Raw genomic sequence first — 26,626 nt, 5'->3', positions numbered from 1 at the left:
AATGGCTCTTACTTGATCAGACCATCCAGCGGCGAAGAGGCGCTGGCGTAAAGTTTTTTCGGCATGCGCCCGGCTAGGTAGGCCAGGCGGCCCGCGACGATGGCGTGTTGCATGGCTTCGGCCATCATGATCGGTTGTTGGGCATGGGCGATGGCCGAGTTCATCAGCACCGCGTCGCAGCCCAGTTCCATGGCGATTGTGGCGTCGGAGGCAGTGCCTACGCCCGCATCCACCAGCACCGGGATCTTGGCTTCTTCGAGGATGATCTGCAGGTTGTACGGATTGCAGATGCCCAGGCCGGAACCGATCAGGCCGGCCAACGGCATCACCGCGATGCAGCCGATTTCCGCCAGTTGGCGCGCGATGATCGGGTCATCGCTGGTATAGACCATTACCTCAAAACCTTCCTTGACCAGGGTTTCGGCGGCCTTGAGGGTTTCGATCACGTTGGGGAACAGGGTTTTCTGGTCGGCCAGCACTTCCAGCTTTACCAGGTTGTGGCCGTCGAGCAGTTCACGGGCCAGGCGGCAGGTGCGCACGGCTTCGATGGCGTCGTAGCAACCGGCGGTATTCGGCAGGAAGGTATAGCGGTTTGGCGACAGGACTTCGAGCAGGTTGGGCTCGCCCTCGATCTGGCCGAGGTTGGTGCGGCGCACGGCGAAGGTGACGATCTCGGCACCCGAGGCTTCGATGGCCAGGCGGGTTTCTTCCATGTCGCGGTATTTGCCGGTGCCGACCAGCAGACGGGACTGGTAGGTACGACCGGCCAGGACGAAGGGCTTGTCGCTACGAACGATGCTCATGGGAAATCCTCGAATTGGGGTGAGGTTCTGCAGAATTCGGGCAGGCGACTAGCCGCCGCCAATGGCGTGGACCACTTCGACCTGGTCACCGTCGCTGAGCGCGGTGCCTTCGTGCTGGCTGCGCGGGACGATATCCAGGTTGAGTTCCACTGCGACGCGACGCCCGGTCAAATCCAGGCGGGCCAGCAGGGCCGCAACGGTGTCACCGTCGGGCAGTTCAAGGGGTTCGCCGTTCAACTGAATGCGCATGCCACGGGCCGCCATCGTTTTTAGGGGCCCGCATTCTAGCTTGATCACGGTTGATGACCCAAGCCCCTTGGTCAGGCAGCCTGCAGGCGCCATGCCGCAAGGCCGAGGAAGAACCAGCCGAGCAGGAACGCCAGCCCGCCAAACGGCGTGATGATCCCGAGCTTGCTGATCCCGGTCATGGTCAACACGTACAAGCTGCCGGAGAACAACAGGATACCGACCGCAAACGATAGACCTGCCCAGGTCACCAGGCGACCGGGAATATGTGCCGCCAGCAACGCCACGCCAAACAGCGCCAGGGCATGCACCAGTTGGTAAGTCACGCCGGTGTGGAAGATCGCCAGGTACTCGGCGCTCAGGCGGTTTTTCAGGCCGTGGGCGGCGAAGGCGCCAAGGGCGACACCGGTAAAGCCAAAAAAGGCAGCCAGCATCAGAAAGCTACGCAGCATGAGGAACTCCGGTCAGACTCATGGGACAGGGTCTGTATAATGGCCCGCTCAACGGGTTCGGCCAAGCCATCTCTATGCTGCGTCTCCTCTTCAAACGTTTTCTCAATGTCGTGAAATGGTTTGCCATCGGCAGTGTACTGCTGGTGCTGCTGTTTCGCGTCGTCCCGCCGCCTTTCACCGCGCTGATGGTGGAGCGCAAGGTCGAGTCCTGGTTCGACGGCGAGCCCATTGACCTGCAACGCGACTGGGTGTCCTGGGACGAGATTTCCGATGACCTCAAACTGGCGGTGATGGCCGGTGAAGACCAGCGCTTCCCGCAGCATTGGGGCTTTGATTTCGGCGCGATCCAGGCGGCGATCCTGCACAACGAGCGCGGCGGCTCGATTCGCGGCGCCAGTACATTGAGCCAGCAGGTGTCGAAGAACCTGTTCCTGTGGGCCGGCCGCAGTTATCTGCGCAAGGGCCTCGAGGCCTGGTTCACCGGGTTGATCGAGGTGTTGTGGCCCAAGCAGCGGATTCTTGAGGTGTACCTCAACAGCGTCGAATGGGATGACGGGGTGTTTGGCGCAGAGGCCGCGGCCCGGCATCACTTTGGGGTGAGTGCCAAGGGGCTTTCGCGGCAGCAGGCCAGTTATCTGGCCGCCGTGTTGCCCAACCCAAGAGTGTGGAGTGCCAGCCATCCGACGGCCTATGTGGCAAGGCGAGCGGCGTGGATTCGCCAGCAGATGAGCCAGCTCGGCGGCGATGGCTACCTGCTGGAGCTGAACAATGCCCGCAAGGCACCCTGGTCCGACTGACACAACGAGGTTCCTGTGGGAGCTGGCTTGCCTGCGATAGCGGTGGGTCAGTCAGCAGGTGCCTGGCTGACACGACGTCATCGCAGGCAAGCCAGCTCCCACATTGAACCGCGTCAGGCTTGATACTTTCCGAGCGCAAACAAAATGCCCCGATCTTTCGATCGGGGCATTTTTGTCTCTTCGCTTTATATTAAGCAGCGATCGACAGTTTCAGCTTGTTCATCGCGCTTTTCTCAAGCTGACGAATCCGCTCGGCCGACACGTTGTACTTCTGTGCCAGGTCGTGCAGCGTGGCTTTTTCTTCCGCCAGCCAGCGCTGGTAGAGGATGTCACGGCTGCGGTCGTCCAGCACTTCCAGCGCTTCGTGCAGGTTGTGATTGGAGTTGTCGCTCCAGTCGGCGTCTTCCAGTTGACGCGCCGGGTCGTACCGGTGGTCTTCCAGGTAGTTGGCCGGCGATTGGAAGGCGCTGTCGTCGTCCGCTTCAGCGGCCGGGTCGAAGGCCATGTCATGGCCGGTCAGGCGGCTTTCCATCTCGCGCACTTCACGGGGCTCCACGCCGAGGCTTTCGGCCACGCGGTGGACTTCCTCGTTGTTCAGCCACGCCAGGCGTTTCTTCTGGCTGCGCAGGTTGAAGAACAACTTGCGCTGGGCCTTGGTGGTCGCCACTTTCACGATGCGCCAGTTGCGCAGGATGAACTCGTGGATTTCCGCCTTGATCCAGTGCACGGCAAACGACACCAGGCGCACACCCATCTCAGGATTGAAGCGTTTCACAGCCTTCATCAGGCCGACGTTGCCTTCCTGGATCAGGTCAGCCTGGGCCAGGCCGTAGCCACTATAGCTACGGGCGATATGTACGACAAAACGCAGGTGGGCGAGCACCATCTGCCGAGCCGCCCCCAAATCCTGCTCATAGTAGAGACTCTCGGCCAGTTCACGCTCCTGCTCGGGCGTCAGCAATGGAATGCTGTTGACCGTGTGCACATAGGCTTCCAGGTTCGCACCCGGCACCAGGGCATAAGCAGGTTGCAAAGAAGTGGTCATACGAAAAAACCTCCGACTCACATAACTCGTGCAGTTCAGCACTGCGAAAATTGACCGGGAACCGTAGGACAAGTTCCCTATACCACCAATACGGCCAATACAAACAAAACAGGATTAATCCGACATTAATTACTTCGGCGCCAGCTCACGCAAATGCCGTGCGACCGCAATCCAGGCACCGATATACCCCAACAATACCGCGCCAAGCAAGAGGCTCAAACCATCGCCAACCGGCACGCCGGCCAGCGCGAAATCGCTGCCGTAGAGCCCGGCAAGCCCGACCACCGCGTCATTCAGCCAATCAAGGCCAAACGCCAGCACGCCCCAGGACAAAATCCCGGCACCGAAGCCATAAAGCGCGCCCATGTACAGAAAAGGACGACGCACATAGCTGTCTGTGCCGCCGACCAGTTTAATCACTTCTATCTCGGTGCGACGGTTTTCAATATGAAGACGAATGGTATTACCTATCACCAAAAGTAATGCAGACACCAACAGCACCGTCAAACCGAACACAAAGCGGTCGCCCAGCTTGAGGATCGCCGCCAGTCGCTCTACCCAGACTAGATCAAGTTGGGCTTGTTGCACCTTGGGCAGCTCTGCGAGTTTTTGTCGCAGGGCTTCCAGGGCGGTCTTGTCGACTTCGTTCGGCGTCACCAGCACCACGCCTGGCAGGGGGTTCTGCGGCAGCTCTTTAAGTGCCTCGCCCAGGCCGGACTGCTGCTGGAACTCCTCAAGGGCCTGGTCGCGGCTGACGTACTCGGCATCCGCCACGCCCGGCATGTTCTTGATCTCGTCGCGCAGCGCTTCGCCTTGCTGGGTGCTGGCATCCAGGTTCAGGTACAGCGAAATCTGCGCCGCGCGCTGCCAGGAACCGCCCAGGCGCTCGACATTATTGAGCAACAGCGACAAGCCCATCGGCAGGCTCAAGGCCACGGCCATCACCAGGCAGGTAAAAAAGCTACCGATCGGTTGCTTGCCCAGGCGGCGCAGGCTGTCGAGCAGGCTGGCACGATGGCTTTCGATCCAGGCGCGCAGCAAGGTGCTGAAATCCGGGCCGTCGTCATCGTGATCGTGTTTTTTCTTCTTCGGTTGCGGATCGGCCGGTTTCGGCGCCACGCGTTCGGAGACTTTAGGGCTGCGTGTGGCACTCATACGCCGGCCTCCCCGTCACCGATCAGGCGGCCGCGTTGCAGGGTCAGCATGCGATGGCGCATGCGCGCGATCAGCGCCAGGTCGTGACTGGCGATCAGCACGCTGGTGCCCAAGCGGTTGATGTCTTCGAACACGCCCATGATCTCGGCGGCCAGGCGCGGGTCGAGGTTGCCGGTGGGTTCGTCCGCCAGCAGCAGCGCTGGGCGGTGGACGATAGCGCGGGCAATGCCGACGCGCTGTTGCTGGCCGGTGGAGAGGTCGCCGGGGTAGAGGTCGGTCTTGTCCGACAGCGCCACGCGCTCCAGGGCCGAGTCCACGCGTTTGACGATCTCGGCCTTGGACAGCCCGAGAATCTGCAATGGCAACGCAATGTTATTGAACACCGTGCGATCGAACAGCAACTGGTGATTCTGGAACACCACGCCGATCTGCCGGCGCAGGAACGGGATCTGCGCATTGCTGATGGTGGCCAGGTCCTGGCCCGCCAGCAGCAACTTGCCGGTGGTCGGGCGTTCCATGGCCAGCAGCAGCCGCAACAGGGTGCTTTTGCCGGCGCCGGAGTGACCGGTGACAAACAAGAATTCGCCGCGACGCACTCGAAAGCTCAGCTCATGCAAGCCCACATGCCCGTTGGCGTAGCGTTTACCGACCTGTTCGAATCGAATCATGAACGCTCCCGCTCGGCAAACAGTGCCTGTACAAAGGGTTCGGCTTCAAAGGTGCGCAGGTCGTCGATGCCTTCGCCGACACCGATATAACGAATCGGCAACCCGAACTGTTTCGCCAGGGCGAAGATCACACCGCCCTTGGCCGTGCCGTCGAGCTTGGTCAACGCCAGGCCGGTGAGTTGTACCGTCTGGTTGAATTGCTTGGCCTGGCTGATGGCGTTCTGGCCGGTGCCGGCATCCAGCACCAGCAGCACTTCGTGCGGGGCATCGGCGTCGAGCTTGCCGATCACGCGACGCACTTTCTTCAGCTCTTCCATCAGGTTGTCTTTGGTATGCAGGCGACCGGCGGTATCGGCGATCAGCACGTCGATATTGCGCGCCTTGGCGGCTTGCACGGCATCGAAGATCACCGAGGCGGAATCCGCGCCGGTGTGCTGGGCGATGACCGGGATCTTGTTGCGCTCGCCCCAGACCTGCAACTGCTCGACCGCTGCGGCCCGGAAGGTGTCGCCGGCGGCCAGCATGACTTTCTTGCCTTCGGACTGCAGCTTCTTGGCCAGCTTGCCGATGGTGGTGGTCTTGCCGGCGCCGTTGACGCCGACCACCAGGATCACGAATGGCTTGTTCGGGGTAATCACCAGCGGCGCTTCGACCGGCTTGAGCATGGCGGCCAACTCGGCCTGCAGGGATTTGTACAGGGCGTCGGCGTCGGTCAGTTGCTTGCGCGCGACCTTCTGGGTGAGGCTCTGGAGGATCACGGCGGTGGCTTCGACGCCCACGTCGGCGGTGAGCAGGCGGGTTTCGATGTCTTCCAGCAATTCGTCATCGATGACTTTCTTGCCCAGGAACAGGCTGGCCATGCCTTCGCCAATACTGGCGCTGGTCTTGCTCAGGCCTTGCTTGAGGCGGGCGAAGAAGCCGGTTTTGCTGGTTTCGGCAGCCGCGGCGACAGGTTCGGGCTCGATGACGGCGGGAGCGGCTGACTCGACAACAACATCGACCGGCTCGACCACTGCGGGAATCGGCGGCGCCACCTGTTCGGCCTGCAGGTCCTCAACGAAGGCGACAGGCTCTTCAGCCACCGGCAGTTCCGGCCACGGCTGGTGCTCCGGCTCCGGCTCGGGAGCTGCCTCGACGAGCGGCTGCAATACCGGTTCGGCCATTGGCAACACCACCGGTGCCGGGGTTTCGGCAACCGGTTCGGCTTCTATTACGGGCTCTGCCGCAACCTGTTCAACAGGCGGCTCGGGCTGAACCTGCGGCTGTTCGTCGACGGTTTCCTGCGGCTTTTTGCGCAGCCATCCGAACAGGCCTTTTTTCTCGCCAGCCGCAGCTGGGGTCTTCTTGTCGTCGTTGGAACCAAACATGGAGACGGCTATCTCAAGGTAGCGACGCGCCGAGGGGCGCTTCGGTAAATAAAATTCGATGCGTAACAGACTGTTTTAAAGCCCGCTCGTTCATGCGCAACATTTTGAAGGCCAAAATAGGGCCTCAACAAGACCGCCGCAGTGGCCGTCCTTAAGTCGGACCAGTATCCTAGCACCTCCTCGCCCGCCGACGCTAAGACCAAGCGGGCAGCCCAACAGGTTAAAAAACGAATGAATGCTCTAGCCCGCCGCGCCGCAGGCCTGCTGCTCAGCACAGTTTGTCTGCCCCTTTCAGCTTTGGCTGCCGACCCACAACCCACCCATGAATTCACCCTCGACAACGGCCTCAAGGTCGTCGTGCGCGAAGACCATCGCGCGCCGGTGGTGGTGTCCCAGGTCTGGTACAAGGTCGGTTCGAGCTACGAAACCCCGGGCCAGACCGGTCTATCCCACGCTCTGGAACACATGATGTTCAAGGGCAGCGCCAAGGTTGGCCCAGGCGAAGCCTCGCTGATCCTGCGCGATCTGGGCGCCGAAGAGAACGCATTCACCAGCGACGACTACACCGCCTATTATCAGGTGCTGGCCCGCGACCGCCTGGGCGTGGCCTTCGAGCTTGAAGCCGACCGCATGGCCAGCCTGCGCCTGCCGGCCGACGAGTTCAGCCGCGAGATCGAGGTGATCAAGGAAGAGCGCCGCCTGCGCACCGACGACAACCCGATGTCCAAGGCCTATGAGCGCTTCAAGGCCATGGCCTTCCCGGCCAGCGGCTATCACACGCCGACCATCGGCTGGATGGCCGACCTGGACCGCATGAAAGTCGAAGAGCTGCGCCACTGGTACCAATCCTGGTACGTGCCGAACAACGCCACCCTGGTGGTGGTCGGCGACGTCACCCCGGACGAGGTGAAAAACCTGGCCCAGCGCTACTTTGGCCCGATCCCCAAGCGTGATGTACCGCCGGCCAAGATCCCGATGGAGCTGGCCGAACCCGGCCAGCGCCAGCTGACGATGCATGTGCAGACCCAACTGCCGAGCGTGATCCTGGGCTTTAACGTACCGGGCCTGGCCACCGCCGAAGACAAACGCTCGGTGCAGGCCCTGCGCCTGATCTCGGCCTTGTTGGACGGCGGTTACAGCGCGCGTATCTCCGAGCAACTGGAGCGCGGTGAAGAGCTGGTCTCCGCCGCTTCGACCAACTACGACGCCTACACCCGTGGCGATACGCTGTTCATGCTCACCGCCACCCCCAACCAGCAAAAGAAGAAAACCGTCGCCCAAGCCGAAGCCGGCCTGTGGCGCCTGCTGGATGAGTTGAAAGCCAAGCCGCCGACCGCCGAAGAACTGGAACGCATCCGCGCCCAGGTCATTGCCGGCCTGGTCTACCAGCGTGATTCCATCACCAGCCAGGCCACGGCCATCGGCTCGCTGGAAACCGTCGGCCTGTCCTGGAAACTGATGGACACCGAACTGGCTGACCTGCAAAGCGTGACGCCGGAAGATATCCAGAAAGCCGCACGCACCTATTTCACCCGCGAACGTCTCAGCGTCGCCCATGTATTGCCTCAGGAGACCGCTCATGAGTGATCGCAAAAGCAGCCGCCTGATCTTCCCCGGCCTGATCGTTGTCACCTTGATCGCTGCCAGTGCCGTGTATTTCCTGCGCCCGAGCGAATCAGTGGCCAGTACGGCGCTGGAAAAAGCCGAGTCGAGCAACACGCTGCAGTCCCTGGCGGAGCTGGACGGCAAGGCGCCGACCAACCGCAAGCTCGATGTACAAACCTGGACCACCGCCGAAGGCGCCAAGGTGCTGTTCGTCGAAGCCCATGAGTTGCCGATGTTTGACGTGCGCATCCTGTTCGCCGCCGGCAGCAGCCAGGACGGCAATGTACCGGGCCTGGCGTTGATGACCAACGCCATGCTCAACGAAGGCGTGCCGGGCAAGGACGTCAGCCAGATCGCCCGTGACTTCGAGGGCCTGGGCGCGGACTTCGGCAACGGCGCTTACCGCGACATGGCGCTGGTTTCCCTGCGCAGCCTCAGCGACAGCGATAAACGCGACGCCGCCCTGAAGCTGTTTGATCAGGTGATCGGCAAGCCGACCTTCCCCGCCGACTCCCTGGCACGAATCAAAAATCAGATCCTGGCCGGTTTCGAGTACCAGAAGCAGAACCCCGCCAAGCTGGCGAGCCTTGAGCTGTTCAAGCGCCTGTACGGTGATCATCCTTACGCGCACCCGAGCGAAGGCACGCCGCAGAGCGTTCCGAAGATTACCCTGGCACAGCTGCAGGCCTTCCACGCCAAGGCTTATGCCGCGGGCAACGCGGTGATTGCCGTAGTGGGCGACCTGACCCGCGCCGAGGCCGAGGCCATGACCGCCAAGGTCTCTGCCTCGCTGCCCAAAGGCCCGGCCCTGGCGAAGATCGCACCGCCGACGGAGCCCAAGGCTGGCCTGAGCCATATCGAGTTCCCGTCCAAGCAGACGCATCTGTTGTTCGCACAACTGGGTATCGACCGCGCCGACCCGGACTACGCAGCCTTGTCCCTGGGCAACCAGATCCTCGGCGGCGGCGGTTTCGGCACCCGCCTGATGAGCGAAGTGCGCGAAAAACGCGGCCTGACCTACGGCGTGTACTCCGGGTTTTCACCGATGCAGGTGCGCGGCCCGTTCATGATCAATCTGCAGACCCGCGCCGAAATGAGCGGCGGCACCCTGCGCCTGGTCGAGGATGTCGTGGCCGACTACCTCAAGACCGGCCCGACGCAGAAGGAGCTGGATGACGCCAAGCGCGAGCTGGCCGGCAGCTTCCCGCTGTCTACCGCGAGCAACGCCGATATCGTCGGGCAGCTGGGCGCGATGGGTTTCTATAACCTGCCGCTGAGCTATCTGGAAGATTTCATGAAACAATCCCAGGCCCTGACCGTAGAGCAGGTCAAGGCGGCAATGAACAAACACTTGAGCGCCGACAAGATGGTCATCGTGACCGCCGGCCCGACGATTGCGCAAAAGCCACTACCGCCCCCCACTGATAAACCCGCCGAGCAGCCGCTCGGGGTTCCGGAGCATTAATGGCCAGTTCATCTCGCCCGAAAAAACCTGTCCACAACGTGCATAACGGTGTGGGCCAACTGCGCATCATTGGCGGCGAATGGGGCAGCCGCAAGCTGAGCTTCCCCGACGTCGTAGGCCTGCGCCCGACGCCGGACCGCGTGCGCGAAACCCTGTTCAACTGGCTCGCGCCGTACATCGCCGGCGCCAAGGTGCTGGACCCGTTCGCCGGCAGCGGCGCTTTGTTCCTGGAAGCGCTGTCCCGTGGCGCATCCCAGGCCCAGGCGCTGGATGCGAGCAATGTCGCCGTCTCGAGCCTCAAGGAACACCTGGGCACTTTGCGTTGCACCAACGGCCAGGTGCAAACCGCCGACGCGCTGCGCTACCTGGAAACCCAGGCGGCCAGCGAGTACGACGTGGTGTTCCTTGACCCGCCGTTCAACCAGAACCTGCTGCCCGCCGTTTGCACGCTGCTGGAAGAGCGCCAATGGCTGGCGCCGGATGCATGGATCTACACTGAAAGCGAGACGGCACCGTCTACGCTGGGCTTGCCGGGCGCATGGCGCCTGCATAGGGAGCAGAAGTCCGGGCGGGTGTATTACGCGCTGTGGCATCGAAACATCGCCTGACCTGTAGTGAGCGGGCTCGTCCCGCGCTGGGTGGCGTAGCCGCCCCAAAACCAGGCGCCTGAGTGTTGTCTGGAAGAATGCGTTGGCCGGATTAGGGCGGCTTCGCCCCCCAGCGCGGGGCAAGCCCGCTCACTACAGAGATATCCATGAAGTCTTTTGCTGAGAAATTCACCCCCGCCTTCGGCCTCGGCAACCCTCACCTGCAAACCTTGTGGGGGCCGCTGTGGCGCCCCACTACGCATATCGAACGCCAACGCGAACGCCTGTGGCTGGAAGACGGCGACTTCCTCGACCTCGATTGGCACGGCCCCCACGACGCGCATGCGCCTTTGGTGCTGGTACTGCACGGGCTGACCGGTTCCTCCAACTCGCCTTACGTAGCCGGCCTGCAAAAAGCCCTCGCCACTCAAGGCTGGGCGAGCGCGGCGCTCAACTGGCGCGGGTGCTCGGGGGAGCCAAACCTGCTGGCCCGCAGTTATCACTCCGGCGCCAGCGAAGACCTGGCGGCTGCGATTGCCCATCTGCGGGCCAAGCGACCGTTGGCGCCGCTGTATGCGGTGGGCTATTCGCTGGGCGGCAATGTGCTGCTCAAGCATCTGGGCGAAACCGGCGAGACCTCGGGGCTGCAAGGCGCGGCGGCGGTGTCGGTGCCGTTTCGTCTGGACCAGTGCGCGGACCGCATTGGCCTCGGTTTCTCGCGGGTTTATCAGAAACACTTCATGCGTGAAATGCTGGCGTACATCCGGGTCAAGCAAAGCCGGTTTCTACAGGATGGCCAGGCAGACGGGCTTAAAACCCTGGAAGCCTTGGGCTCGCTGGAGAAGATGCGCACGTTCTGGGATTTTGATGGCCGGGTGACTGCGCCACTGCATGGTTTCTTGAGTGCCGAGGACTACTACCGCCGCGCGTCGAGCCGCTATTACCTAGGTGGTATCCGCACGCCGACGCTGATCATCCACGCGGCTGATGATCCGTTTGTGTTTGCTCATAGCCTGCCCGAGGCGAGTGAGCTGTCGGAGTGCACTGAGTTCGAGTTGCTGGCCAAGGGTGGGCACGTGGGCTTTGTCGACGGGTCAATCAAGCGCCCGAGTTACTACCTTGAGCGCCGCATCCCCCAGTGGTTACTGGCACAACACGGTTAACAATGTGGGAGCTGGCTTGCCTGCGATAGCATCACCTCGGTATTACTGATACACCGAGGTGTCTGCATCGCAGGCAAGCCAGCTCCCACATTTGATTGGGTTTTCAGTCCGATATTCAGTCGCCAGTCGCGATTGCCCGATGTGGATCATTAATCCACTCACTCCACGACCCCGCATACAACTTGCCCAACGGATACCCCGCCAAACTCAGGGCGAACAAGTTGTGGCATGCCGTCACCCCCGAACCGCAGTAGGCCACCAATTCCTCCGCCGAGCGGTCCTGCAGTTGGGCGGCGAAGCGCTGCTTGAGCTGCTCTGCCGGCAGAAAGCGGCCGTCACTGCCCAGGTTTTCATTGAACGCCGCACATTGAGCACCGGGGATATGCCCGGCAATCGGGTCAATGGGCTCCACTTCGCCGCGAAAACGCGGCTGGGCGCGTGCATCGATCAGCGTCAACCCCGGCTGGCCCAGGCGTTTTTGCAGGTGTTCGGCATCCAGAAGCAGGCCATTGTCCGGCGTACCGGCGAAGGTCCCAGGCTCAACGACCGGCGCATCCAGGCTCAGCGGGAAGCCCGCGGCATACCAAGCCTTGAGCCCACCATCGAGAATGAACACACCATCACGCTTGCCCAGCCAGGCCAGCAACCACCAGGCCCTTGCGGCATAAGCGCCAGGGCCGTCGTCATACAGCACCACCTCGGTATCGGCGTTGATGCCCCAGGCCCGCAACTGCCCAACCAACGTATCCGCCGCCGGCAACGGATGGCGCCCGGTCACACCCTTGATCACCGGCCCACTGAGGTGGCGCTCAAGGTCAGCGTACTGCGCGCCCTCGATATGCCCTTCGGCATAGCTGCAGCGCCCATAATCCGGGTCTTCCAGGGCAAAACGGCAATCCAGGATCACCACCCCGCCCGCCTTCTGGCGCTCGGCCAGTTGCTGGGGGCTGATCAGTTGGGCAAGCGGCATGACGGACTCCTATGAACAGATTCGGGGAAAGGTCCTACTTCACTTCTTCCAATGCCTGATTCAACGGCACGTAAAATTCTTTGAACAATGCGTCCACCGCTTCTTTGGCCCGGGGCGTGACAAACCCGGCCTCCAGCACCAGCACCTGGTAGACCCCGCGCTTGATCGCCTCGGCGCTCAAATGCGTGGAGTTTTCATTGGTGGTGCACAAGAACCGTACCCAGGAGGTGAGGATAATCCAGGCATTGAGGGTCAGGGCCTCGGTTTGCACCGGGTCCATGTCGAGGATGCCCGCATCCACAAACCCTTGGTAGATCGCGCCACCCTGGGTCAGGCAGCGCTGGGCAAAGCGTCGATAGCCGGTGGCCAGCTCCGGGTCGCTTTCCAGCAGATGTTCAAGGTCGCGGTGCAGGAAGCGGTAGCGCCACATGCCGGCCAGCACGGCCTGCAGATAGAAGCGCTTGTCTTCGACGGTGACCGCTCGGCCCTGCGGCGGGCGCAGGAAGGTGTCCACCAGGGCTTCGTATTCGCGAAACAGCACGGCGATGATCGCCTGCTTGTTGGGGAAGTGGTAGTACAGGTTGCCCGGCGAAATTTCCATGTGGGCGGCAATGTGGTTGGTGCTCACGCTGCGCTCGCCCTGCTGGTTAAACAGCTCCAGGCTGGTTTGCACAATGCGCTCGCTGGTCTTTACTCGTGGTGCCATAGGGGATCAGCTTCTGTACACGTGATGGAACATCTTACGGCCTATTCTTGTAGGGATAAATCCGCAGGCAGATGTAATGACATTTGACAAATTAGAGTAATGACTCTAAAAACCCAGGCAGACCTATAACAATCGGGAACGCCGCCATGTCTGCCAACGTTGCCTACCTGCAAGATGCCCAGGCGCTGGATCACCTCCAGGACCTGTTCGACACCCAACGTCGCGCCTACGCCGCCAACCCGATGCCGCCGGCCGCTCAGCGCCAGCAATGGCTCAAGGCCCTGCGCGATTTGCTCAGCGACGAGCGCCAGGCGCTGATCCACGCGATCAGCCAGGACTTCAGCCACCGCAGCGCCGATGAGACCCTGTTCGCTGAACTCATGCCCAGCCTGCATGGCATTCACTATGCCGGCAAACACCTCAAGGGCTGGATGAAACCTTCCCGGCGAGCGGTAGGCATCGCCTTCCAACCCGCTTCGGCCAAAGTCATCTACCAGCCCTTGGGCGTGGTTGGCGTGATCGTGCCCTGGAATTATCCGCTGTACCTGGCCATTGGCCCGCTGGTCGGCGCGCTGGCGGCGGGCAACCGGGTGATGCTCAAGCTCAGCGAATCCACCCCCGCCACCGGCGAGCTGCTCAAGGCGCTGTTGGCGAAAATTTTCCCCCAAGACCTGGTGTGCGTGGTGCTCGGTGAAGCCGACGTCGGCATGGCCTTTTCCAGGTTGCCCTTCGACCACCTGCTGTTTACCGGCGCCACCAGCATTGGCAAGCAGGTGATGCGTGCCGCGGCCGAACACCTCACGCCGGTCACCCTGGAATTGGGCGGCAAGTCGCCCGCCATTGTGTCCGCCGATGTTCCGCTCAAGGACGCCGCCGAGCGCATCGCCTTCGGTAAAGCCTTGAACGCTGGCCAGACCTGCGTGGCACCGGACTACGTGCTGGTGCCGCAAGAGCGTGTCGATGGCTTCGTCGAGGCTTACTCCAAGGCTGTTCGCGGGTTTTATCCGACCCTGGCCGACAATCCGGACTACACCGCCATCATCAACGAACGCCAACTTACTCGGCTCAATGCCTACATCAAGGACGCCACGGACAAAGGCGCCACCTTGATTCCACTGTACGAGCAGGGCCAGGCACGGCGCATGGCTCACAGCCTGTTGCTGAATGTCAGCGACGACATGACCGTGATGCAGGACGAAATCTTCGGCCCGGTGCTGCCGATCGTGCCCTATCGCGGCATCGACCAGGCTTTTGCCTACATCAACCAACGACCGCGCCCGCTGGCCCTGTATTACTTCGGCTACGACAAGGGCGAGCAAAACCGCGTGCTCCACGAAACCCATTCCGGTGGCGTGTGCCTGAACGACACCTTGCTGCACGTGGCTCAGGACGATATGCCATTCGGCGGCATCGGCCCGTCGGGCATGGGCCACTACCACGGCCATGAAGGTTTCCTGACCTTCAGCAAAGCCAAGGGCGTGCTGGTGAAACAACGCCTGAACGCGGCGAAACTGATCTACCCGCCCTACGGCACATCCATACAGAAGCTGATCCAGAAACTGTTCGTGCGCTGAAACCGCCACCACGGGATAACAATAACAATGAACCCCAGCCTGACTGAAGCACCCACACTGTCGCGCCGCGGCGTCCTGAAAATAGGCCTGTGCGCCAGCGCCTTCCTGGCCACCGCCGGGCTTGGCGCCAGCCTCAGCGGCTGCTCCAGCAGCACCCCGGCGAGCGGCTTTGCCTTGTTGCGCAGCAGTGACCTGCCGTTCCTGCGCGCAGTGATCCCGGTATTGCTCGAAGGCGTGGCCAGCGCCCAGGACGTCGCCAGCGGGATTGAAGACACGCTTAAAAAGCTCGACTTCAGCCTGCAACGCCTGTCCCCGGAAATGTTCAAGCTCACCCAGCAGTTGTTCGATGTGCTCGGCATGGGCATCACCCGTGGGCCGCTGACCGGGATCTGGGGCAGTTGGGAAAACGCCAGCAGCGAGCAGATTCGAAACTTCCTGCACCGCTGGGAAAACAGCTACCTGAACCTGCTGCGCATGGGCCAGGGCTCGCTGCTCAAGCTGGTGATCATGGCCTGGTACTTCCAGCCGGCGGCGTGGGCCCATTGCGGCTACCCCGGGCCGCCGAAAATCTAGCCTTGATAACCCGATCCAATGTGGGAGCTGGCTTGCCTGCGATAGCGGTCTGCCTGCTGATGAATGCATCGCTGATTCACCGCTATCGCAGGCAAGCCAGCTCCCACATTGATTGCAACTTCGTACAAAAATAAGAGTGCACTCCTATGCCCGTACCCGATCTGTTCCGCGACGGCATGGCCCGTGGCTGGAAAACCCACAATGGCGCCGCCCTCGACAACGACCTGACCCTGGAAGCCGATGTGGTCATTATCGGCAGCGGCGCGGGCGGCGGCACCACCGCTGAAATTCTCAGTGCAGCGGGCTATAAAGTGCTGCTGATCGAAGAAGGCCCGCTCAAGACCAGCAGTGATTTCAAGCTGCTCGAAGACGAGGCCTACACCAGCCTGTACCAGGAAGGTATCGGCCGCATGAGCAAGGACGGCGCGATTACCATCCTGCAGGGCCGAGCGGTGGGCGGCACTACGTTGATCAACTGGACGTCGAGCTTTCGCACCCCGGACGCCACCCTCGCCCACTGGGCCAGCGAATACGCGGTAAAGGGGCACAGCAGCACGGAAATGGCGCCCTGGTTCGAAAAAATGGAGCAGCGCCTGGGCATCGCGCCCTGGGCCCTGCCGCCCAACGCCAATAACGATGTGATCCGCAAAGGCTGCGAAAAGCTCGGTTACAGCTGGCATGTGATCCCGCGCAATGTGCGCGGCTGTTTCAACCTGGGTTATTGCGGCATGGGCTGCCCGGTCAACGCCAAGCAATCGATGCTGGTGACCACCATCCCGTCCACCCTGGAAAACGGCGGTGAACTGCTCTACCTGGCGCGCGCCGAACGCCTCGTCTATAGCGGCGACACCATCAGCCGCCTGGAATGCGTGGCCATGGACAACCTGTGCGTGGCGCCGACCGGCCGCAAGATCATGGTCAAAGCCAAGCATTACGTGCTCTCGGGCGGCGGTATCAACAGCCCCGCGTTGCTGATGCGCTCGAACGCGCCGGACCCGCACTCGCGACTGGGCAAGCGCACCTTCCTGCACCTGGTGAATTTCTCTGCCGGGTTGTTCGATGAGGTCATCAACCCGTTCTACGGCGCGCCGCAATCGATCTATTCCGACCATTTCCAGTGGCAGGACGGCACCACCGGGAAAATGTCATACAAACTGGAGGCCCCGCCCTTGCACCCCGCGTTGGCCAGTACCTTGCTCGGTGGCTACGGCGACCAGAACGCCCTGGATATGAGCCAACTGCCCAATACCCACGCGATGCTGGCGCTGCTGCGCGACGGCTTTCACCCCGACAGCCCGGGCGGCAGCGTGGAGCTGCGCGGCGATGGCACGCCGGTACTCGACTACCCAGTGTCGGACTATGCCTGGGATGGGCTGCGCCGAGCGTTCCAGAGCATGGCCGAGATCCAGTTCGCGGCGGGCGCCAAGTCAGTCAAGCCGCTGCACCATGATGCGCGCTACGTGAAAACCCTGGCCGAAGCGCGCAGCCTGATCGACGGCCTGAACCTGGAACTGCACCGCACCTGCCTGGGCAGCGCCCATGTGATGGGCGGTTGCGCCATGGGCGAAGACCCGAAAAACGCAGTGGCCGACAGCCTCGGTCGCCATCACCAGTTGCGCAACCTGTCGATCCATGACGGCTCGCTCTTCCCCACCAGCATTGGCGCCAACCCCCAATTATCGGTGTATGGAATGTGCGCCCAACTGGCAACGGCATTGGCCGAACGTCTGAAAACGGCATGAAAAAACCTATGATTGGGCTTAAGTATCTACATAAGTCGACTTGGCCGACCGGGGTGGCTGCGATACCATCCGGTTCCCCAACGGACTCCGCCAGGACGACGCGATGAACCGAGTGTTGTACCCAGGAACCTTCGACCCGATTACCAAAGGCCATGGCGATCTGGTCGAACGTGCTTCTCGCTTGTTCGACCATGTGATCATCGCGGTCGCGGCCAGCCCCAAGAAAAACCCGCTGTTTCCCCTGGAACAGCGCGTGGAGCTGGCGCGTGAGGTCACCAAACACCTGCCCAACGTGGAAGTGGTGGGTTTTGCCACGCTGCTGGCGCATTTCGCCAAAGAGCAGAACGCCAATGTGTTCCTGCGCGGCCTGCGCGCGGTGTCGGACTTCGAATACGAATTCCAGCTGGCCAACATGAACCGCCAACTGGCGCCGGACGTCGAAAGCCTGTTCCTTACGCCGTCGGAGCGCTATTCGTTCATTTCCTCGACGTTGGTCCGCGAAATTGCTGCGCTGGGCGGAGATATCACCAAGTTCGTGCACCCGGCCGTGGCGGACGCGCTCACGTTGCGCTTCAAGAAGTAAGACCGCTCGATCGGCGCCTGCTCGCGCTGCGGGCGCCAATGCGGCACAATTGCGCGCATTAGTTTTCAGATGCCTTGGCTGACTGCCCTGGCAGGAGTTTCCATGTCCCTGATCATCACCGACGATTGCATCAATTGCGACGTCTGCGAACCCGAGTGCCCGAACGCCGCGATTTCACAAGGCGAAGAGATCTACGTGATCGACCCCAACCTGTGCACCCAGTGTGTCGGCCACTATGACGAGCCCCAGTGCCAGCAGGTGTGCCCGGTGGATTGCATTCCGTTGGACGAAGCCCGTCCGGAGACGGAAGAGCAGTTGATGGAGAAGTACCGGAAGATTACCGGTAAGGCTTGAGGTTCTTCAGCGCCTGCAAGGGCCTCTTCGCGAGCAAGCCCGCTCCCACAGTTGACCGAGTTTCAACATGAGAATGCGGTCAACATGTGGGAGCGGGCTTGCTCGCGAAAGCGATATCAGCCCTCACACAGTAGTCAGCGCTGACACCTGGGGCAAAACACACTCGCCCGCTGCCCCAGCACCACATTGCGCAATTCGGTCCCGCAGACCTTGCACGCCTCACCCGCCCGACCATAGACGAACAGTTCCTGCTGGAAATACCCCGGCTGCCCGTCGCCACCGATAAAGTCACGCAACGTGGTGCCACCGCGCTCGATGGCAGCGGCCAGGATGCGCTTGATCTCGATCGCCAGCTTCAAGTAACGAGCCCGCGAAATCCCGCCTGCCTCGCGACGCGGGTCAATCCCTGCTGCGAACAACGCCTCGGTCGCATAGATATTGCCCACGCCCACCACCACCGCGTTGTCCATGACGAAAGGCTTCACCGCCATTGACCGCCCACGGGATAGCTGGAACAAGCGCTCGCCGTCAAACAGGTCAGTCAGCGGCTCCGGCCCCAGGCGGATCAGCAGGGCGTGGTTGTGCGGGTCCTGGCTCCACAGCATTGCGCCGAAACGCCGAGGGTCGGTGTAACGCAGCGCCAGGCCGGACTCGAGTTCGATATCCACATGTTCATGTTTGGCCGCCGGCATGCCGACCTCAACCAGGCGCAGGTTGCCCGACATGCCCAAGTGGCTGATCAGGGTGCCCACTTCGGCATTGATCAGCAGGTACTTGGCCCGCCGTTCCACCAGCACGATGCGCTGCCCGGACAGGCGCGCATCCAGGTCGTCCGGGATCGGCCAGCGCAGGCGTCGTTCACGCACCACCACACGGCTGACGCGCTGGCCTTCCAGGTGCGGTGCAATACCGCGCCGGGTGGTTTCGACTTCGGGTAACTCAGGCATGTGTACCTCGTGAAGGATGGGTCAGCGCGCGCCCAGTTCGCGGATCGACAACTTCATGCTCTCGAAGTCGTAGTCCGACAGGCCCACGTAGTCCAGCACCAGATGGCCGACGGCATTCCACTCGTGGTCTACGGACTGGTTGCCCAGCACGCGGTAGGACGAGCAAATGTGCTCGGCCATTTTCAGGATCGCCAGCAGGTTCTTGAGCTGCGGGTTGCGCGACGACTCATCGCTGAAAATCGCCAGGGCGTTGTGATGGTTGGCGATGGCATCGGTCACATGCTCCGGCAGGCGCCAGGACTTGGCAGTGTAATAACCCACCACGGCATGATTGGTGTTGAACGCGTTGTTCTCGGTGTCCACTACGCGGCAGTCGGGCCCGGCACTGGCATAGGCCTGTTCCAGCACCGCCATGTAGTCGGGAAAGCGCTTGAGCATGAGCGGCACGCCGCAATCGTGGAACAGGCCCAATGCATAGGCCTCGTCCACCGCCTGGGCGCCGGTGCGCTTGGCAAGGGTGAGGCAGGTCATGGCCACATCCTGGGCGGTGTCCCAGAAGCGGTTGAGCGTGACGATGGTGTCGTCGCTCATCTCACCCTTGATCGACAGGGCGTTGATCAGGTTGATGATCGAGCGGCTGCCCAGCAAGTTGACTGCCCGCTGGATCGAGGCGATCTTGTTGCTCAGCCCGTAATAGGACGAGTTGACGATCTTCAGCAGTGCGCCGGAAAGGCCGGGATCCTGGGAGATCAACCGCGCGATGACTTCCAGGTCCGGATCGGGCATGTACTGCTCCATCTGCAAATCCACCATGATTTGCGGTTGGGGCGGCACGCTGATGCCTTGCAGGGCCTGTTGGATCTGTTCGGCTGAAAGCTCTGGGGACATAGTTAGATACTCTGGGCTAGGCGGGGATTCTACCTCGTATGACGACTGGGTAGGCATCCAAATACCTGATTGAAACGCGACCCCATGTGGAGCGGGCTTGCTCGCGAATGCAGAGTGTCAGTCGATACATATGTCGCTGATACACCGCTTTCGCGAGCAAGCCCGCTCCCACATGTCCGGCGGCGCCGCCAATTCCTACACAACGCGCTATAATCCCGCTCTTTTTTCCGGAGCGACGTCATGTCCCTGCCAAGCCTGCGCCTCAAAGCCAATGCCGATCGTCGTCTGCGCAACGGCCACCTGTGGGTCTACAGCAACGAAATCGACGTGGCGGCCACCCCGCTTCACGGCTTCCAGGCAGGCGACCAGGCTATCCTGGAAGCGGCCGGCGGCAAGACCCTGGGCATCGTGGCCATGAGCCCGAACAACCTGATCTGCGCCCGCCTGCTGTCGCGCGACATCAAGCTGCCGCTGGACAAGTCGCTGCTGGTGCACCGCCTCAACGTTGCCCTGTCCCTGCGTGACCGCCTGTTCGACAAGCCGTTCTACCGCCTGGTCTACGGCGATTCCGACCTGTTGCCAGGCCTGGTGGTCGACCGTTTCGGCGACATCCTGGTGGTGCAGATCGCCTCGGCGACCATGGAAGCCCACAAGGAAGACGTGATCGCCGCGCTGACCCAAGTGCTCAAGCCCAGCGGCATCCTGTTCAAGAACGACTCCGCCGCACGCGACGCCGAAGGGCTCAACCGCTACGTCGAAACCGTGTTCGGCCTGGTGCCGGAGTGGGTCGCGCTGGAAGAAAACGGCGTGAAATTCGAGGCCCCGGTGATCCAGGGCCAGAAAACCGGCTGGTTCTACGACCACCGCATGAACCGCGCGCGCCTGGCCCCGTATGCCAAAGGCAAGCGCGTACTCGACCTGTACAGCTACATCGGCGGCTGGGGCGTGCAGGCCGCGGCGTTCGGCGCCAGTGAAGTGTTCTGCGTCGACGCCTCCGCCTTCGCCCTTGACGGCGTGGAGCGCAACGCCGCGCTGAACGGCGTTGCCGAGAAGATGACTTGCATCGAAGGCGACGTGTTTGAAGCGTTGAAAGAACTGAAAGCCAGCGAAGAGCGCTTCGACGTGATCGTCGCCGACCCACCGGCCTTCATCAAACGCAAAAAAGACATGAAAAACGGCGAAGGCGCCTACCGCCGCCTCAACGAGCAAGCCATGCGCCTGCTCAGCAAGGACGGCATCCTGGTCAGCGCTTCGTGCTCCATGCACCTGCCGGAAGACGACCTGCAAAACATCCTGCTGACCAGCGCCCGCCATTTGGATCGCAATATCCAGATGCTGGAGCGCGGCGGCCAGGGTCCGGATCATCCGGTGCATCCGGCGATTGTCGAGACGCGCTATATCAAGAGCATTACGTGCCGGTTGTTGCCTAATAGCTAAGTGACAACAGCGCGGATTCAAATGTGGGAGCTGGCTTGCCTGCGATAGCGGTGTAACAGGTTAAAAACCTGTAACTGATACACCGCTATCGCAGGCAAGCCAGCTCCCACACACTTTTTGCGTTGTGCCATAAACATTTTCCTACAGCCGCAAGCCACGCCAGTCCCGGAGTCTTCCCACGCTGGTTTTGATTGAATTCCACTTTTCGCAGACTAGTATCGGTTTCTGGTTTCATTCCGGAAAACAACAATGTCTGGTTCTTCGCTCTCGCGCTTCATCCTCATCACCTGCATTTCACTGATCAGCTTCTTCCCGATCAATATCCTGCTGCCTTCGTTCCCCGCCCTGTCCGCCAAATTCGATACGCCATCCGCAGACGTTACATTGTCCATCAGCCTGTTCACGCTGGTCTTTTCGATTTCCCAATTGATCGCCGGCCCTCTATCGGATAAGTGGGGCCGCAAGGAAGTGCTCATCGGCTGCATCACGCTATCGATCCTGGGGGCAATGGGTTGTGCACTGGCGACGGACTACCTGACCTTTCTGCTGTTTCGCAGCGTCCAGGCCATAGGGTGTGGTTTTTTCGTATTGGGTCATGCACTGGTGGAAGACCTGTTCGCGGAACAGGACCGAGCACGTGTGCGTCTGTATTACATGACCCTCAGCGGCTCGTTTGTCGCCCTGTCACCGTTGATCGGCTCATGGCTGCAAACCACGTTCGACTGGCAAGGCAGCTTCTACGGCTTTGCTCTGATGGCGGCGGGCATGTTGATTCATGCGTTTTGCATCCTGTCCTCCAAGTCCGCCAGCCCGCACCGTGCCCCTGTCTCGATCATAGGCACACTGAAAGCTGTCGCGGCGAATCGCGACTTCCTGCGCTATTGGTGGATCGCCGCGCTGGTGTTCGCCTGCTACTTCGCCTTGATCAGCGTGACGCCGCTGATCTTCATGGACGCGCTGAAGCTCTCCGAATACCAGTACGCGCTGGTGCTCATGGTGTACGGCGTGGCCTATTTGCTGGGTGGAGTGGCGGCGTCGCATCTGCAAAAGCACATGCCGCTGTCCCGGCAAATCAATATCGGCCTCGGCTTGCTGTGCCTCGCCGGCGCGCTGTTAACGCTGATCCTGATTTGGGATGCCATCACCACCGTCACCCTGCTGATCCCCATGCTGGTCAGCGCACTCGCCGTCACGCTGGTACGGCCCGCCGCCATCTCTGCGGCGATGCTGTTGTTTTCCAACAGCGCGGGCACGGCGGCTTCAGCGGGGAACAGCATTATGTTCTTCACCGCCGCCGTCAGCAGCGCCGCACTGGCCCAGGCGGGCGATCATCTGGTGTTGACCATCGCACTCAGCTTTATCGGGCTGAGCCTGTGGGGGCTGGTGACCAATCGCCGAACAGGCCGCGACTAACGCTCCCGGATCACCGGGGTCAGCAGCATGTCGCCAGACTCCAGTTGCATATAACGCGGCTTGGCCAACGAGACCTTGCCTGCGCGGATGTCGTGGATCAGCGTTTCAGTGTCGACGGCACCGTCCGGCAGTTGCGTCCACAGCAACGGGCCGCGGTCGCTCCATTGGCCTTTATTGTCCTGCACAAAAATGCGCGGGGGCTTGAAGCCGTGACGGGAGCTGGTACGGGGTATCGCGAGCACTTCAGGCCGGCCATCCTCGTCAAGATCGACCGCCCACAGCACACAGCCGGGTTCGCAAGGATCATCCGAGTCCAGGCTGAGCTCGGCAAACTGTTCGCTGCCTTTGGGCTGCGGGCCGATCCATTCCAATTCGGGCCTGGGCCGCTGGGCGCGGTCCTTTTCGTACTGTTCGCTGAAGCTCAGCGACGTGTCCTCCATGCGCTCGCGCAAGGCACGGCGCGACTCGGGGTCTAGGATACGTTCCTGGTCCAGATCGACCTGCAACTTCGCATAGGCCTCCTGGCCCGCTTTTTCCAGGCCGAACCGCAGGTTGTGCGCATCGAACGCTTCAGCCTTGATGCGCCCGTCGAGCAAACGCCGAACCTGATCGTCGACGCTCAATCGCAACGGATCGAGGAGCGGCGTATTGATCAACACCACCAGCACGCAAAACAGCAACGCCAGGGCCGGGTTGGTCACCCGCAAGTTGCCCAGCCAGACGGGCGAACGCAAGGCCACTGCCCACACCGCCGCCAGGCCGTACAAGCAGCACAGCACTGCCAACACCAGCGCGATGAAACGAAGGGGCGACAAGGCGTATTGCTCGACCCGCAACCAGCTTGAGTAAAACGCCAACGCGGCGAGAACCGGCAGGCACAGCAGGCTCAACTCGATAAAGTGCGTCAACCATCTGGGATAGGGCCGAGGTTGCACGCCATCCTGAAAAACACCGTTGAGCAGGAACAACTGCGCACCGGCCAGCACTAGCAAGATGGGGGTGGAATAGCCTGTGGCCCAGATCCGCGCCAGCCCGGCGAAGGGCAAGGTCAGGGTAAACAACAGGCTGATCAGCGCAATCAGCGGCAACAACAGGCCACAGGCGCTCAACAACATGCCACGCATCTGGCCGATGACTTTATCGCTGCGCGCCGCCAGGTACATACCCAGCGCAAACACCAGCGGCAGGCAAAGGCACAGGAACAGCTTGCTCCAGAAATGACGCTCGAAAAACTCGATGCCCAGCATCAGGAACAGTTGGCCCCAGAGTTTGAGCAACAACAAGAACACCGCTACCAGAATCAGTGCGTACAACACGATGAATACGCTGCTCCAAGCTTGCAGGAACAGGTCTTCATAACGCCAGCGCTGCCCCTTGCTGGCGGGCCAGGCGAACAAAAACGTCGCGCAGACATAACTCAGCACCACCAGGCTGATGGCCCAGGAGTTGATCGCCCACCGGGGGTTGCCCTCAGGCTCAAGACCCTGGCAGACCCATAAGGTCATGCCGCCCATCAGTACCGTGAACGCCAGCGTAGGCAACGATGAACGCCAATGCAGGGCTTTTTCGCCCAGCAATTGCAACGTAGTGCCGCCGACCAACACCACGGTGCCCGTGACAAAAAACAGCGTCTCGCTCAAGCGATGCAACTGGCCGGCGTAATAGAAGACGAGCCCCTGGACCAGGCCGATCAGCAGGTAAAACCCAAGAAAGCGATGGATAACGGGCATTCCAATTCCTTTGGAGCGAGGTAAGGGCAAAGGGCCGCCAGTCTAAACAAAGCAGGCAGCGCTGAGTATTGCCCCGTTCCCTCCAGCCGCCAGCGGTGTAGAATCGGCCTATTCATCGCCAGTCATCCCCCGGCGGGTTTATGAGCTCGAAGCCCAGGCAAGCGGCGATCCCGCGACGCGAGTGGCAACTTCCGGACACACGGCCATTTTCTGAGTGTTCCTGACGTCAATAGAAGCTCACTCCCTTTTGATACCGATTAGCCGCCCGGAGTGCTCCATGCCAGATTACCGCTCGAAAACATCCACCCACGGCCGCAACATGGCCGGCGCGCGCGCATTGTGGCGTGCCACGGGGATGAAGGATGACGACTTCAAGAAGCCGATCATCGCGATTGCCAACTCGTTTACCCAGTTCGTACCGGGCCACGTTCACCTCAAGGACCTGGGCCAACTGGTCGCCCGCGAGATCGAACGCGCCGGCGGCGTGGCCAAGGAATTCAACACCATCGCCGTGGATGATGGCATCGCCATGGGCCATGACGGCATGCTGTATTCCCTGCCGAGCCGCGAGATCATCGCCGACTCCGTGGAGTACATGGTCAACGCCCACTGCGCCGACGCCATCGTGTGCATTTCCAACTGCGACAAGATCACCCCCGGCATGCTGATGGCCGCCCTGCGCCTGAACATCCCGGTGATCTTCGTCTCCGGCGGCCCGATGGAGGCCGGCAAGACCAAGCTCGCCTCCCACGGCCTCGACCTGGTCGACGCCATGGTGATCGCCGCCGACTCCAGCGCGTCCGACGAGAAGGTCGCCGAATACGAGCGCAGCGCGTGCCCGACCTGCGGTTCGTGCTCCGGCATGTTCACCGCCAACTCGATGAACTGCCTGGTGGAAGCCCTGGGCCTGGCCTTGCCGGGCAATGGTTCCACACTGGCCACCCACAGCGACCGCGAGCAACTGTTCCTGCAGGCCGGCCGTACCATCGTCGAGCTGTGCAAGCGTTACTACACCGAGAACGATGAGTCGGTATTGCCGCGCAACATCGCCAACTTCAAGGCGTTCGAAAACGCCATGACCCTGGATATCGCCATGGGCGGTTCCACCAACACCATCCTGCACTTGCTGGCCGCCGCCCAGGAAGCCGAGATCGATTTCGACCTGCGCGACATCGACCGCCTGTCCCGTCATGTGCCGCAACTATGCAAGGTCGCGCCGAACATCCAGAAGTACCACATGGAAGACGTGCACCGCGCCGGCGGGATCTTCTCGATCCTCGGTTCCCTGGCCCGTGGCGGCCTGTTGCACACCGACCTGCCGACCGTGCACAGCACGTCACTCGCCGAAGGCATCGCCAAGTGGGATATCACCCAGACTGACGACGAAGCCGTGCACACCTTCTTCAAGGCAGGCCCGGCCGGCATCCCGACCCAGACGGCGTTCAGCCAGTCGACCCGTTGGGACACCCTGGACGACGACCGTGAAAACGGCTGCATCCGCAGTGTCGAGCACGCCTACTCCCAGGAAGGCGGCCTGGCCGTGCTGTACGGCAACATCGCCCTCGACGGCTGCGTGGTCAAAACCGCCGGCGTGGATGAGTCCATCCATGTCTTCGAAGGCCGCGCCAAGATCTACGAAAGCCAGGACAGCTCGGTACGCGGCATCCTCGCCGACGAAGTCAAAGAAGGCGACATCGTGATCATCCGCTACGAAGGCCCGAAAGGCGGCCCGGGCATGCAGGAGATGCTCTACCCCACGTCGTACCTGAAGTCCAAAGGCTTGGGCAAAGCCTGCGCGCTGCTGACCGATGGCCGTTTCTCCGGCGGCACCTCGGGCCTGTCCATCGGCCACGCTTCGCCGGAAGCCGCTGCCGGCGGCGCGATTGGCCTGGTGCAGGATGGCGACAAGGTGCTGATCGACATTCCGAACCGCTCGATCAACCTGTTGATCAGCGATGAAGAACTGGCGGCACGCCGGGTCGAGCAGGACAAGAAAGGCTGGAAGCCGGTTGAAAAACGTCCACGTAAAGTGACGACCGCGCTGAAGGCTTATGCCTTGCTGGCCACCAGCGCCGACAAAGGTGCAGTGCGCAACAAGGCGATGCTTGACGGTCTGTAAACGTCGCCCATAAAAATGCCCCGCCTGGTGCGGGGCATTTTTTTGCCTGCTCAAAATTTCCAAGATAATGGAAATCCAATGTGGGAGCGGGCTTGCTCGCGAAAGCGGAGTGAAGTGCGCCCCAGAAGTTGGACACCCATCCAACTCCAGGGGCTTTTTCATGAGCAAGTACACTACGCAGTTCAAGCTATCCGCCATCACCGCCTTCCTTGAACGAGGTCGGGGCTTTCGCCGTAT

General features: G+C 61.6%; 25 protein-coding genes. 13 read left to right on the top strand and 12 right to left on the bottom strand.

Annotated elements, in window-relative coordinates; all coding sequences use genetic code 11:
- Nucleotides 1-8: 8 nt before the first annotated feature.
- From BLL36_RS20490 to BLL36_RS20480, 3 genes are all read right to left on the bottom strand, one after another.
- The gene (locus BLL36_RS20490) at nucleotides 9-803 is read right to left on the bottom strand and encodes a thiazole synthase (protein WP_076953137.1); all 795 of its coding nucleotides are present in this window, start codon (nucleotides 801-803) and stop codon (nucleotides 9-11) included.
- Nucleotides 804-851: 48 nt separating this feature from the next.
- Nucleotides 852-1,052 (bottom strand): sulfur carrier protein ThiS, encoded by a 201-nt coding sequence (thiS, locus tag BLL36_RS20485; protein WP_162279242.1) that lies wholly within the window; start codon nucleotides 1,050-1,052, stop codon nucleotides 852-854.
- 71 nt (nucleotides 1,053-1,123) lie between these two features.
- On the bottom strand, nucleotides 1,124-1,501 hold the full coding sequence (locus BLL36_RS20480; protein WP_076953135.1) for a DUF423 domain-containing protein: 378 nt from the start codon (nucleotides 1,499-1,501) through the stop codon (nucleotides 1,124-1,126).
- A 74-nt stretch (nucleotides 1,502-1,575) separates the two neighbouring features.
- Between BLL36_RS20480 and mtgA the strand changes: the two genes are divergently transcribed.
- A complete protein-coding gene (gene mtgA / locus BLL36_RS20475) occupies nucleotides 1,576-2,298 on the top strand; it encodes a monofunctional biosynthetic peptidoglycan transglycosylase (RefSeq protein WP_076953360.1) in 723 nt (240 codons plus the stop codon).
- A gap of 190 nt (nucleotides 2,299-2,488) precedes the next feature.
- On the opposite strand, the gene rpoH is transcribed toward mtgA, so the two are convergent.
- The 4 genes from rpoH to ftsY form a co-directional block, all read right to left on the bottom strand.
- Nucleotides 2,489-3,343 carry an RNA polymerase sigma factor RpoH gene (gene rpoH / locus BLL36_RS20470; RefSeq protein WP_003176698.1) on the bottom strand — a complete coding sequence of 285 codons (855 nt, stop codon included), beginning with the start codon at nucleotides 3,341-3,343 and terminating at the stop codon, nucleotides 2,489-2,491.
- A gap of 129 nt (nucleotides 3,344-3,472) precedes the next feature.
- The gene (gene ftsX / locus BLL36_RS20465) at nucleotides 3,473-4,498 is read right to left on the bottom strand and encodes a permease-like cell division protein FtsX (protein WP_076953134.1); all 1,026 of its coding nucleotides are present in this window, start codon (nucleotides 4,496-4,498) and stop codon (nucleotides 3,473-3,475) included.
- A complete protein-coding gene (ftsE, locus tag BLL36_RS20460) occupies nucleotides 4,495-5,166 on the bottom strand; it encodes a cell division ATP-binding protein FtsE (protein WP_003213784.1) in 672 nt (223 codons plus the stop codon). Before ftsE ends, ftsX begins: the two co-directional genes overlap by 4 nt.
- Nucleotides 5,163-6,533: a signal recognition particle-docking protein FtsY gene (ftsY, locus tag BLL36_RS20455; protein ID WP_076953133.1), complete on the bottom strand. Its 1,371-nt coding sequence runs from the start codon at nucleotides 6,531-6,533 to the stop codon at nucleotides 5,163-5,165. The genes ftsE and ftsY overlap by 4 nt, the downstream gene beginning before the upstream one ends.
- Nucleotides 6,534-6,764: 231 nt before the next feature.
- On the opposite strand from ftsY, the gene BLL36_RS20450 reads away from it, so the two are divergent.
- From BLL36_RS20450 to BLL36_RS20435, 4 genes are all read left to right on the top strand, one after another.
- Nucleotides 6,765-8,120: a M16 family metallopeptidase gene (locus tag BLL36_RS20450; RefSeq protein WP_076953132.1), complete on the top strand. Its 1,356-nt coding sequence runs from the start codon at nucleotides 6,765-6,767 to the stop codon at nucleotides 8,118-8,120.
- Nucleotides 8,113-9,603, top strand: coding sequence for a M16 family metallopeptidase (locus BLL36_RS20445; RefSeq protein ID WP_076953131.1), 1,491 nt, complete (start codon nucleotides 8,113-8,115; stop codon nucleotides 9,601-9,603). Before BLL36_RS20450 ends, BLL36_RS20445 begins: the two co-directional genes overlap by 8 nt.
- The gene (rsmD, locus tag BLL36_RS20440) at nucleotides 9,603-10,211 is read left to right on the top strand and encodes a 16S rRNA (guanine(966)-N(2))-methyltransferase RsmD (RefSeq protein ID WP_076953130.1); all 609 of its coding nucleotides are present in this window, start codon (nucleotides 9,603-9,605) and stop codon (nucleotides 10,209-10,211) included. Before BLL36_RS20445 ends, rsmD begins: the two co-directional genes overlap by 1 nt.
- Nucleotides 10,212-10,357: 146 nt before the next feature.
- Nucleotides 10,358-11,353 (top strand): hydrolase, encoded by a 996-nt coding sequence (locus BLL36_RS20435; RefSeq protein ID WP_076953129.1) that lies wholly within the window; start codon nucleotides 10,358-10,360, stop codon nucleotides 11,351-11,353.
- Nucleotides 11,354-11,468: 115 nt separating this feature from the next.
- On the opposite strand, the gene BLL36_RS20430 is transcribed toward BLL36_RS20435, so the two are convergent.
- Nucleotides 11,469-12,323 (bottom strand): sulfurtransferase, encoded by an 855-nt coding sequence (locus BLL36_RS20430; RefSeq protein ID WP_076953128.1) that lies wholly within the window; start codon nucleotides 12,321-12,323, stop codon nucleotides 11,469-11,471.
- Nucleotides 12,324-12,357: 34 nt separating this feature from the next.
- A complete protein-coding gene (locus tag BLL36_RS20425) occupies nucleotides 12,358-13,029 on the bottom strand; it encodes a TetR/AcrR family transcriptional regulator (protein WP_076953127.1) in 672 nt (223 codons plus the stop codon).
- A gap of 146 nt (nucleotides 13,030-13,175) precedes the next feature.
- Here BLL36_RS20425 and BLL36_RS20420 point away from each other — a divergent pair, with 146 nt between their 5' ends.
- The 5 genes from BLL36_RS20420 to BLL36_RS20400 all read left to right on the top strand — a co-directional run bounded on the left by BLL36_RS20420 (nucleotide 13,176) and on the right by BLL36_RS20400 (nucleotide 17,855).
- Nucleotides 13,176-14,603: a coniferyl aldehyde dehydrogenase gene (locus BLL36_RS20420; RefSeq protein WP_076953126.1), complete on the top strand. Its 1,428-nt coding sequence runs from the start codon at nucleotides 13,176-13,178 to the stop codon at nucleotides 14,601-14,603.
- Nucleotides 14,604-14,630: 27 nt separating this feature from the next.
- On the top strand, nucleotides 14,631-15,176 hold the full coding sequence (locus tag BLL36_RS20415) for a twin-arginine translocation pathway signal protein (protein WP_076953125.1): 546 nt from the start codon (nucleotides 14,631-14,633) through the stop codon (nucleotides 15,174-15,176).
- Between the two features lie 146 nt (nucleotides 15,177-15,322).
- Nucleotides 15,323-16,918, top strand: a complete 1,596-nt coding sequence (locus BLL36_RS20410; protein WP_076953124.1) for a GMC family oxidoreductase — start codon at nucleotides 15,323-15,325, stop codon at nucleotides 16,916-16,918.
- A gap of 103 nt (nucleotides 16,919-17,021) precedes the next feature.
- Nucleotides 17,022-17,501, top strand: a complete 480-nt coding sequence (gene coaD, locus BLL36_RS20405) for a pantetheine-phosphate adenylyltransferase (protein WP_049711086.1) — start codon at nucleotides 17,022-17,024, stop codon at nucleotides 17,499-17,501.
- Nucleotides 17,502-17,603: 102 nt separating this feature from the next.
- On the top strand, nucleotides 17,604-17,855 hold the full coding sequence (locus BLL36_RS20400; protein ID WP_057723493.1) for a YfhL family 4Fe-4S dicluster ferredoxin: 252 nt from the start codon (nucleotides 17,604-17,606) through the stop codon (nucleotides 17,853-17,855).
- Nucleotides 17,856-17,989: 134 nt separating this feature from the next.
- On the opposite strand, the gene mutM is transcribed toward BLL36_RS20400, so the two are convergent.
- Both mutM and BLL36_RS20390 read right to left on the bottom strand, forming a co-directional pair.
- Complete coding sequence (gene mutM / locus BLL36_RS20395; RefSeq protein WP_076953123.1) at nucleotides 17,990-18,802, bottom strand: bifunctional DNA-formamidopyrimidine glycosylase/DNA-(apurinic or apyrimidinic site) lyase; 813 nt, start codon at nucleotides 18,800-18,802, stop codon at nucleotides 17,990-17,992.
- Nucleotides 18,803-18,823: 21 nt separating this feature from the next.
- Nucleotides 18,824-19,636 carry an HDOD domain-containing protein gene (locus BLL36_RS20390; protein ID WP_197678489.1) on the bottom strand — a complete coding sequence of 271 codons (813 nt, stop codon included), beginning with the start codon at nucleotides 19,634-19,636 and terminating at the stop codon, nucleotides 18,824-18,826.
- A 294-nt stretch (nucleotides 19,637-19,930) separates the two neighbouring features.
- Here BLL36_RS20390 and BLL36_RS20385 point away from each other — a divergent pair, with 294 nt between their 5' ends.
- Nucleotides 19,931-21,127, top strand: coding sequence for a class I SAM-dependent rRNA methyltransferase (locus BLL36_RS20385; RefSeq protein ID WP_015886370.1), 1,197 nt, complete (start codon nucleotides 19,931-19,933; stop codon nucleotides 21,125-21,127).
- A 249-nt stretch (nucleotides 21,128-21,376) separates the two neighbouring features.
- Nucleotides 21,377-22,540 (top strand): MFS transporter, encoded by a 1,164-nt coding sequence (locus tag BLL36_RS20380; RefSeq protein WP_076953121.1) that lies wholly within the window; start codon nucleotides 21,377-21,379, stop codon nucleotides 22,538-22,540.
- Here the strand turns inward: BLL36_RS20380 and BLL36_RS20375 are convergent.
- Nucleotides 22,537-24,270, bottom strand: coding sequence for a DUF4153 domain-containing protein (locus BLL36_RS20375; protein ID WP_076953120.1), 1,734 nt, complete (start codon nucleotides 24,268-24,270; stop codon nucleotides 22,537-22,539). The two genes, BLL36_RS20380 and BLL36_RS20375, sit on opposite strands and share 4 nt — an antisense overlap.
- 277 nt (nucleotides 24,271-24,547) lie before the next feature.
- Here BLL36_RS20375 and ilvD point away from each other — a divergent pair, with 277 nt between their 5' ends.
- A complete protein-coding gene (ilvD, locus tag BLL36_RS20370; RefSeq protein WP_057723488.1) occupies nucleotides 24,548-26,389 on the top strand; it encodes a dihydroxy-acid dehydratase in 1,842 nt (613 codons plus the stop codon).
- Nucleotides 26,390-26,626 lie beyond the last annotated feature (237 nt).

It is taken from the genome of Pseudomonas cedrina subsp. cedrina (assembly GCF_001983175.1).
Classification (GTDB): Bacteria; Pseudomonadota; Gammaproteobacteria; order Pseudomonadales; family Pseudomonadaceae; genus Aquipseudomonas; species Aquipseudomonas cedrina.
This window is presented reverse-complemented; position numbering and strand designations above follow the sequence as displayed.